General features: G+C 68.9%; 6 protein-coding genes and 1 pseudogene. 1 reads left to right on the top strand and 6 read right to left on the bottom strand.

The genetic code is table 11. The features are described 5' to 3' along the window. Positions 1-912, top strand: a 912-nt coding sequence (locus tag AWZ10_RS39740) for a helix-turn-helix domain-containing protein (protein WP_060893494.1), incomplete at its 5' end; no start/stop codon positions are given. A gap of 205 nt (positions 913-1117) precedes the next feature. Here the strand turns inward: AWZ10_RS39740 and AWZ10_RS39735 are convergent. The 6 genes and pseudogenes from AWZ10_RS39735 to AWZ10_RS39715 all read right to left on the bottom strand — a co-directional run. Beyond that, positions 1118-1482 (bottom strand): annotated as a pseudogene (locus AWZ10_RS39735) (AbfB domain-containing protein); the annotation flags it as partial. Between the two features lie 267 nt (positions 1483-1749). Beyond that, positions 1750-4413 (bottom strand): BNR repeat-containing protein, encoded by a 2664-nt coding sequence (locus tag AWZ10_RS39730; RefSeq protein ID WP_060893493.1) that lies wholly within the window; start codon positions 4411-4413, stop codon positions 1750-1752. A 919-nt stretch (positions 4414-5332) separates the two neighbouring features. Continuing rightward, a complete protein-coding gene (locus tag AWZ10_RS52650) occupies positions 5333-5488 on the bottom strand; it encodes a hypothetical protein (protein ID WP_005476711.1) in 156 nt (51 codons plus the stop codon). Further along, a complete protein-coding gene (locus AWZ10_RS39725) occupies positions 5473-8007 on the bottom strand; it encodes a glycosyl hydrolase family 95 catalytic domain-containing protein (protein ID WP_046703363.1) in 2535 nt (844 codons plus the stop codon). Before AWZ10_RS39725 ends, AWZ10_RS52650 begins: the two co-directional genes overlap by 16 nt. Then, a complete protein-coding gene (locus AWZ10_RS39720) occupies positions 8004-8840 on the bottom strand; it encodes a carbohydrate ABC transporter permease (protein ID WP_234360898.1) in 837 nt (278 codons plus the stop codon). The genes AWZ10_RS39725 and AWZ10_RS39720 overlap by 4 nt, the downstream gene beginning before the upstream one ends. Next, positions 8840-9853 (bottom strand): carbohydrate ABC transporter permease, encoded by a 1014-nt coding sequence (locus tag AWZ10_RS39715; RefSeq protein ID WP_231884873.1) that lies wholly within the window; start codon positions 9851-9853, stop codon positions 8840-8842. The genes AWZ10_RS39720 and AWZ10_RS39715 overlap by 1 nt, the downstream gene beginning before the upstream one ends. Positions 9854-9894 lie beyond the last annotated feature (41 nt).

Below are 9894 nucleotides of genomic sequence, written 5' to 3'. Positions count from 1 at the left end.
CCTCCCGACCCCGCGTGGCCGTCCGCCGCGCTGGCGCCGGACGGCGCCCCGGCGCTGTGGCTGGAGCGGGCGGGGGCACCCAGCGTCGTCGACGCGGTGATCCTCGAACGGGCGGCGGCTGCCATCCGCGTCGTCCTCGACCGCACCCGTGGCCGCGCACCGACGGCCCGCGCCGACGACCCGGCGCTCGTGGAAACCCTCCTCGACGCCACCGCACCCGAGCAGGTACGGCTGCACGCGGCCCGGCAGCTGGGCCTGGACCCGGCCATCCGGGCCCGCGTGATCGCGCCGTTCGACGGCCCGCCCCGCATCGTGAACGCCTCCGCCCGGCGCGGGCCGATCCATCCGCAAGCCCGGCCGTCCGCCCCCGGGCCGTCACCGGTACCGGCCCGGGGCACCGCACCGACCCACGCCGGACCCGCCGCCACGGACCCGCGACCGGCGCACCTCGACGCCGGACCCGCCGACACCGCCCTCCCACCGGGCCGGGTCGGTGTCGGCCCCGCCGTGCCCGTGCTCGAACTGCCGGGCTCCTGGGCCGCCGCCCGGACCGCGCTCCGTTTCACCGCCGACGGCACCCCGCACGCTCCCGGACCCCGGGTCGTGTACGCCGATGAGCTCGGCGGTATCGGGCTGCTCGCCGAGCTTGTCGTGCCGGGGGCCGATCCGCCGCCCGATGTGCGGGCGCTGGATGCGGCGGTCGCGGACGCGCCCTGGATGCTGACGACGTTGCACGCGGTCGCCTCGACGGCGAGCCTGCGGGCAGCCGCCGTCGAGGTCAACGTCCACCACTCCACGCTCCAGGACCGGTTGGGCCACGCCGAGGCGCTGCTCGGGTGGCCCGTCCGTACCCCGCAGGGCCGACTCAGACTCCAACTGGCCCTGGCCATGCGGCATTTGGGGCGCACATAGGGGAGATGCAGGCGAGGTACAGGGGAGGTGACCCATACCGGGCGGTCACCGGGACGGTCCGGTGAAAGCCTTCGGTCAGGGCCGCAGGTCTTCCGGGTGGTAAAGCGCTTCGTCCAGGGGGTGCGGAAATCCGTCCTCCCGGAAACGGCGTCTGACGGAAATCCCCGACCGCCGGCGCGACTGCCTGGGCCGGCAAGGGCGCTGCTCAGGCCCAGCCGGTCACCGGCACGACGAGCTGTCCCGGCGGAAGATGCCTGTGCCGTCCGTCCCGTCCACGCGCAGCTGGTAGTTGTAGTGGCGCAGGAAGTAGCCCGGGTAGTTGTACGACTCGAAGCGGACCGAGCCCGACGTCGTGCTCGTCCGGGCGATGAACGTGGCGTCCTTCGCGAAGGTCGACGTACCGTCGTTGGCGCCGAAGCGGGCTCGGTAGTCGTAGTGGCGAAGGTAGTTGCCGGAGCTGTCGCGGAACGAGTAGCCGCCCGCGTCGGCCAGTCCGGCGACGGCCGTGAAGGTGGACGCCTGCTTGAGCGCGGTGGTGCTGGAAGTGCTCACCACGGGGAGGTTGATCAAGGGGCAAGGCCCACGTTCGGCGAGGCCTCCAGTCCGATGCGGCCCTCCTGCACCGACAGCTTCCTCGTTCTGAACCGGTCTATCGCTGGGTCTGCCTGGTCCCCACAGTGCACGGCGGCCTTCGCCCCGATCCTGTGTTCCAGGTCTGGAAACACATGGGACCGGTACGAAGGCCGCAGACGTGTGTGTGCTGGTGCTGCCGCTCAGCGGGACGGGTTCGCCTGAGCCCGCCCCTGCAGAACCGACGCTGCGGAGAGCGGCCGTCTTCTACCCCGCGGACGGCGGGCCCAGGAGCACCACCTCCAGCGCACTTCCTTCCCTAGGCCAGTCCGTGCGCGACTTGTCCTGGTTTGCGGGCAGGTGTTCCCAGCGGAGATAGTAGGTGCCGGTGTCGTTGCGGCCGGCCAGGTCGGCCTGCAGTCGCACCTCCAGGCCAGGGTAGGTGCCGCGCACATCCGTGATCTCGGCGGGCAACTCCGGGGTCGAGGCCTCCGCCACGGGGTGCAGGCCACCGTCGATGACGATGCTCCGCGGTTCACCCGAGCAAGTGAAGTCGACGCGGATGTTGCCGTCCTCCATCATCTCGGAGCCGAGCATGGACACCGTGAAGGCGAGGCTGCCGCCACCGCCGAAACTCCAGCGGCCCTTCCAGTCGCTGATTTGGTGGATGTCCCACGCGCCTGATCCGTCGGGGCGCGCAACGTAGATCTGGGAGTTCCCGTCATCGTCGTACTTGTGATAGCTGATGATCGGAGTGCCCTCGGCGTCGAAGCCGAGCTTCGAGTTGCCGTTGAGCAGACCGCCGCCGTCCGGCACCGGGTCGATCACATCCGCCTCGCCGTACCGGAACGGGGTCGTCAGCGCATTGCCGGCACTGTCGAACCAATCGACGAGGTTCCTGCTCTTGGCGTAGCTCAGCCGACTGTTGGTCGCGGCGTCGGGACTGTCACGCCAGACCCAGATCATGTGGAACCATCCGTCTGGTCCGAGGGCAGGGTTCTCGAAGTAGGCGTTCCACGTCCCGCTCGGATTGTCGTCGGATCCGTCGCCGTCGAAGAGCGGCTCGTCGACCAGCCGCGACCAGGCGGAGGAGGCCTCGTCATACACGTTGAAGTAGGTCACGCCGTCACCTGACCCACCATTGCGATAGCTGAAGACGAGACTGCCGTCCTGGCGGTTGATGAACTCGGGATAGGTCACCGAGTTCTCGGTCGACGCATCGATCATCGTGGTCACCCGGATCAGCGACGTCACGTCGCCGGGCACGGTGGTGCGGAAGTACACCAGCGCCACGTTGTGCATGTTGCCGGACACATGGAGGTTGCCGTCGCGGTCCAGTCCCAGCGAGATGTAGTTGTGGCTGTCCCAGCCCAACGTCGAGGGGAGCACCTTTGTGGTCCAGCTGTTGTCCGAGAGGCTGCGGTGCGCGATCGTCATCCGGCGATCGGCGGCGTAGTAGGCCACGTACTGATCGTCACCGTGTGTCAGCACCCGTTGAGTCACCGGCATGCCGGCCCACGTCGTGCCCACCGGGATCGTCTGGAGCACCTGCCGCTGGGCACCGGGGAAGTCGTAGGAGCCCTTGTCCACCGTGCAATCGAGCGTTCCCGGAGGTGAGATGGCCGGGGTGGAAGTCGTGAACGTGAACGACTTCGCGCGCAGGTTGCCCGTGTTCGAGTAGAGGCCGGCGGAGCCGCCCACACGGGTCGGGTCGGTGGTGGGCAGCGTGTACGACGTGTCGACGAGGGTGGCCCCGGAGTCGCTGTTGCGCACCGAGACGGTGAAATCGGTCCCGTCGCGACCGAGGTTCAGTTCGAGAGATGAGCCGTAGGGCGCGTTCATGTTTCCCTGGGCCAGCACGGTCGGTGTGGTGCTGGCCGCCATCTTCAGCAGCTGCCACCGCCCCGTCTGGCCCCCACCGGCGGTCGACACGCGCAGGACGTAGTAGTCCAGCGAGGTCGTTCCCCGTACGTTCGCCGCGATACCGCTCCATTCCGCACCGGAAGGCGAGCTGCTGACGATCCTGATCTGAGCACTCACGGTGTACGAGCTACCTAGCTGAACCGGACGGTAGGTGGCGACAGCGTTCGTCGGGGTGGCAGCGGAGAGAGCTTCACCGGATGCGATCGACCACGTTCCTCGGTCGGAGACCCAGTTCGCCCCGAGGGAGCCGTTGACGCGTTCGAAGTCATCGGACCGCGTTGCCGTAGGTGAGATGGCCGGGGTGGAGGTCGTCAGGGAGAACGACTTCGCGCGCAGGTTGCCGGTGTTCGAGTAGAGGCCGGCGGATCCGCCCACACGGGTCGGGTCGGTGGTGGGCAGCGTGTACGACGTGTCGACGAGGGTCGTCCCGGAGTCGCTGTTGCGCACCGAGACGGTGAAACGGGTCCCGGTGCGACCGAGGTTCAGTTCGAGAGATGTGCCGTAGGGCGCGTTCATGTTTCCCTGGGCCAGCACGGTCGGTGTGGTGCTGGCCGCCATCTTCAGCAGCTGCCACTGCCCCGTGCGGGCCCCACCGGCGGTCGACACGCGCAGGACGTAGTAGTCCAGCGAGGTCGTTCCCTGTACGTTCGCCGCGATACCGCTCCATTCCGCACCGGAAGGCGAGCTGCTGACGATCCTGATCTGAGCACTCACGGTGTACGAGCTACCTAGCTGAACCGGACGGTAGGTGGCGACAGCGTTCGTCGGGGTGGCAGCGGAGAGAGCTTCACCGGATGCGATCGACCACGTTCCTCGGTCGGAGACCCAGTTCGCCCCGAGGGAGCCGTTGGCGCGTTCGAAGTTATCGGTCCTGGTCACTTGGTCGACGGCCGACGCCGGAACGGGCGCGGAAAGCATGACCAGCATGCACGCCAGGGCGGCGGCACTGGCGATCAGCGTGGCCCGCAGCCGCGGCAGGAACCTTCGACGTCTTTGCGTCATGGGCATGATCGTTCCTTCTGTGTCGGTAGTACCTGACGTGAGACAGGGCTGCGGACGCATGGGCGAAGCCCGCCGCGGGTGACCGCCATGCCGCCGAGCGCCCGTTCGGCGGGTGATCGGCTCCGACAAGGCCTTCTCCTGGCAGTTCGCAGGACAGCACACGATGTCATGACTGGCCTTACAAACAGCATGTGTCGGCGGGGGTAACATCGGACGTATTACCGCCGATAGGTCGGGGTGCGCTCTCGCTTCGCCGCCGTGCGCGTGCGGTCCCCGGGCAAGGCCGTCGACCGTCCATCGCGGCCTGGGACTTGACCTTCCAGGGCCACTCTTGGCCGTGCCGGCACCACCCGTCCCCCTCGTGACCGCCGCCCCAACACCTTCCTCACCGCTGAGTGATTGGCCGGGGACATGGTCCGGGCGGCCAATGAGCACATGGCCTCGCCACCGATGGGCCGAGAGGCCGTCGAGCGCATGGCGGGCGGCGCCGTGCCCCGACCGCGGCCGTGCCAACCGTGTTCGTGTGGCCGACCTTGTGCCATGTCGCGGCTCGTGCCGCCTGTTCGGCGAAGAACCGCGCAGGTTGGCAGGCGAGAAGGCAGGCCGGTTCCGATACCGCTATCGCTGCATGCAGATGACATAGTGAATCGCGGATGCGGAGCCGTCCGCGACATGGGTGGGTCGGTAGGCTGCCTCGGTCCACGGTCGGCCACCTGACACCCAAAACACCACCACGGACTCCGTGCAGCCGGACGCTTAGCCACGGCGATGCCCGCACGGCTGACCAGCGTGACGGCCTCAGCTGCATCGCGGCAGCAGCTGCTCCCCATCAGCCCAGGACGGGCCCCGGGTCGCCTCACGCGCCCGCATTCGTGACGGCGGGGGTACGGCGGCCCGCCAGAACTCCGGCCTGGCAGACGGCCGCTCAGCGCCACGGAGCCCCCTCCCCTCCGGCCTGGTTGTTGACGTAGTAGGTGCTGTTGGCCGCGGCCGCGCTGTCGGCACCGGCGAACAGCCCCGCAACCAGGGCGGCGGCCGCTCCGACGGCTGGGAGCTGGCGTGGTCTCAGGAAATCGCGCATGTGGTGGTTCCTTCGAGCTCGTCATTGAGGGACGGAACAGGTGAGATACGGACGACCGTCCCGGTCTGCACCGACAGTCGGATCGACCCGGGCGGATGGTGGATCGCTTGCGCTTCTTCGGTGCTGTCCGCGGCCGGGTGGACGGTGCTCGGTCCGGACCACGGCGGCACGACCGTCAGTTCACGTTCGTGCCCTCCGGTCAGCTCGAGCCGGTCTGCCTCGCCGGGGCGCCGGGTGAAGGAAACCCGGTGACCCCCGCGAGTTCGCAGTTCGGTGAAGCTGACCGGGAGATCAAGGGGCCAGTTCGGCAGGATGCGGATCACGCCGTCGTGGCTCTGCAGCAGGCACTCGGAGATCACGGCGCCGACCGCGAAGTTCTCGGTCCACACCCCCATGCGCGCCATGAAGTCGAAGGGTGTCGCGTCGTCGTACCGGCCGCCAGCGCACTGGACCCGTGCTGTCGCCGTGCCGTTGGGGATCGTGCAGTACCGGACGTGGCGCAGCCACCGCTCGAGGTCGAGCTGACCGAGCCGTGCCTCCTGCATGGCGACGAACACGAGGTCGTTGCCTCCCTCGGTGCGCTGGCGGCGGACCGTACGGCGGGCGATGTCGACCTGGTCGGCCGGTGACGAGAGCGAGACGGCTTCGCACGGGAAGACCGCCATCGCCGCGGCCGGGACGTTGTAGACGACGTCCGGGTCCTCGCCTGCGACGCTCACCCACACGGTGCCCTCGTCGGTCTCTGTCGTCGGCAGCGGGACGAGCTGGGACACCGCGGCGCGGGCGCGTTCCACGAGGTCTTCGGGCAGAGCGTCCCGTCCGGCGGTACGCAGCGCCTCGTCCGCGTCCACCAGTGCCTGGAAGGCGAAGGTGAAGAACACGATGTCGACGTGTCCGTCGACGTTGAGGCGCAGCCCGTCGGACAGGCCGTACACCTCCGGGACGACCGTGGGGTAGACGTGCAACCGTCCGTCGTCGCGGGCCAGGCGCTCGGTGCCCGCGTCGAGATAGTCGAGCAGGAACTGGGCGACGTCGACCAGGAAGGGTGCGATGCGGTCCGCCAGCAGGTCGACGTCACCGGTGTAGAGGTAGTGCCACCACAGGGTCTGCACCGCCCAGGCCGGGATGAACGCCTCCCACGCCCACTTCGGGCACAGGTAGGGCGCGAGCGTGGTCTCCAGCGGCCAGCCGATCAGTGAGAAGGCCGCACCGGGCATGCCGTAGTACTGCTCTGCGGTACGCCGGGCCTGTGGCAGCAGCGAGTCCAGCAGATCCAGGTAGGGGTGGTGGAGGTCCTCGTGGCCGGTGACGAACAGGCCCCAGTACAGCTGTTGCACGTTGTAGTTGAAGTGGTAGTCGCCGTGGAAGCCGGAGCCGATGTCCCGGTAGGTCCACGGGCCGAACAGGCCGGGCGCGACACCGCCGTCCCGCAGCGCACAGCGCGTCCAGTACAGGTTGCGGTACCACAGCGCCTCGAGTTCGTGGCCACCGACGTCGATCGCCGAGCGGGCCCAGAAGTCGCGCCATGAGGCCGTCGTCGCCGACCTGGCCGTGTCCTGGTCACCCATCTCGACGGCGACCGGGGCGGCCGACAGCGCCGACAGTTCGTCTTGGGTCAGATCGATCCGCAGGTTGAGTTCGCGGGTCGGTGCGACATGCGTGGCGAGGGGGTCGAGAGCGACGCGTCGCCCCTTGAAACCGGCGACGGTTCCGGCCGTGAGTTCGGTGTCGGAGGTGAGCCCGAGCCGGAATGCCGGAGTGTCGGGCAGAGCCTCGCCGGTGACGGGCAGGCCCTGCACGAAGGCGAGGTGATGGGACGACTGCTCGTGGGTGAGGTGTTCGTTCGGCGTGAACGCCGACTTCGGGCGCGTGTAGGCGTTGCCCGCTTCGATGGGGTCGGCGGGCCCGTCCGCGCCGTCGTAACCGAGCGGGTCGGGGAGTACGCGCAGGCCCCGTACCGGCAGCGTCGCGGTATCGTGCGCCGACCAGCGCACCCACGCGGTGTCGGAATCCGCCGCGACGAAGATCTCGACCGTGGACGGAGCGCCGTCGATGGTGAGCTGCACGCTGCAGATCCCGGTGGCGATGTCGACGTGATAGCCGAGGACCTCGCAGCGCCGGGTGTCGAGGCTGAGCAGGACCGAGCCGCACGGAAACGGCTTGGGGTACGGAGCCCCGTAGCCCTCCTCGGTGTCGGCGAGGTACCGGGCGAACTCCTCGTCCTCGTCCGGGCGTCCGTGCCGGGCTGCCTCCTCGGCGGCGGTGAGCACGTCCGTGAACGTCCCCAGCCGGTCCGGGTCGACCACCTGGGCCCGCTTGTCCCAGACAGCGTTGTGACCCAGGTGGATCACGATGGCGTCCGGCCGCGGCACGACGACCGCCCCGAACTCCCCGTTGCCCAGCAGAGCGCCCTCGAAGAAGTCGCCGGCGGCCGGCGTGCGGACGATGGGGTGGCGGCGGCTCACATCGAGGCCGTCGACCGCTTGTGACAGTGGCGCGTACAGGGGGTTGGTGGTCATTTGAACACTCCGCCGAGCGCGATGCCCTTGGTGACGTTCTTGTGGAAGACGAGGTACAGCAGGATGATCGGGATGGACGCCAGCGAGAGCCCGGCGAACAGCGCCCCCTGGTCGGTCGTGTACTGGCCCTGGAACGAGAGCAGACCGACCGGCACGGTCTGCGACTCACCGGACTGCAGCAGCACCACGCCGAGTTGTGTCTCGCCCCAGACGAACACGAGCGTGAGCATCGCCACCGCCGTCACCGCGCCCTTGGCGAGCGGGAGGACGATGCGGACGTACGTGCGCCAGGCCCCTGTGCCGTCGAGTGCGGCTGCCTCCAGCAGCTCGACCGGGAAGTCGACGAAGAACGAGTGCATGATCAGCACGGTGGTCGGCAGGGCCAGGGCGCCGTACGCGATGCCGATGACCACCGGCATGTTGAGCAGGCCGAACGCGTTGAACGCCTGGTAGTAGGGAACGATCATCAGCACGATCGGCAGGACGGTCGACGACACGAACAGCCGGGTGAACCAGATGCGGCTGCGGTCGGACAGGTGCGTCGCGAAGTACGCCGCCGTCACTCCGGCCCCGAGGTTGAAGACGAGCGCGGTGACGGCCGCGATCAGACTGTTGCCGAAGTAGCTGGTCAGTCCGGCCGTCCCGGCCGAACCCTGCCAGGCCCGCGCGTAGTTGCCGGGCAGGATCTTTCCGGTGATACCGAGGCCGTTCAGGTAGATGTCCGCGTTGGACCTGACGCTGAGCAGCAGGATCAGCACGAACGGCACGACGGCGAGCAGCGTCCAGAGCACGAGGGCGGCCCGTGCGGTGCCTCGACCGAGCAGATTACGCATCACGCCTCCTTCGAGCGGCTGGCCCGTACGCCGACGAGGCCGACCGCGATGAGTACGACTGCCGAGAGCACGGCCAGTGCCGACGCCGGGCCGAACTGCCCCTTCAGCAGCGCCTCCCGGTAGATCCGCACCGGCAGGATCGAGGTCGCCGTGCCCGGACCGCCCTGCGTCATCGCCCACACGGTCGTGAATCCGTTGAACGCCCACATGAACTCGAGCAGGGCCGTCATGACGAACACCGGCCGGATCATCGGGAGAGTCATGCTGAAGAACTGTCGTGCCGTCGAGGCGCCGTCGATGCGCGCGGCCTCATAGATGGAGACGGGGACCTGTTCCATCGCCCCGAGCAGCAGCAGGAACGCGAAGCCGACGCCCGCCCACACGGTCACGAACACCACCGGCCAGACGGCCGTGGAGGCGTCACCCAGCCACGCGTGCGCGTTGCCGAGTCCGATGTGGCCGAGGACCTGGTTGACGCCGCCCGAGTGCGGCTGGAAACTCGCCGTCCAGAAGATCGACACGGCGGCCGCGGGCGCGACACCGGGCAGGAACCAGATGACCCGGTAGAAGCGCCCGCCCTTCACGCCGTGGCTGACCGCCGCGGCGAGAAGGCTGCTGATGACGATCGTCGCCACCGCCGACGCGGCGGCGTACACGAGAGTGACGCCCAGCGACTGGTAGGTGTCCGAACTCTTGAGAACAGTGCGGTAGTTGTCCAGCCCCACGGAGTGCATGGGACCGAAGCCGACCCAGTCCGTGGTACTGATGCGTACCGTCTGGACGATCGCGCCGAGGACGAAGACGGCGAGCAGGACAAGCGCGGGCACCAGTGCCAGGCGGGTCACCAACGGTGAGGTGGTGGCCCTCGACCGGCGACCCGACCCCCTCCCGCCCGCGCCGGGACGCCTCGCGGATCGCGATCGCGCCCGGCTGGGCACGACGCCCGTGGACTTCGCGGCGTCGCCGGCGGCGGCCCCCGGGTCCGACGCCGTGATCACGGAATGCGTGCTCATACACCTCTCCTCGAACTGGGATACGGCTCGTTCACGGTCGG

The organism is Streptomyces europaeiscabiei (assembly GCF_001550375.1).
GTDB classification, from domain to species: Bacteria; Actinomycetota; Actinomycetes; order Streptomycetales; family Streptomycetaceae; genus Streptomyces; species Streptomyces europaeiscabiei.
Note: the sequence above shows the minus strand (reverse complement) of the source record. Positions and strands in the feature narration are given on the sequence as shown.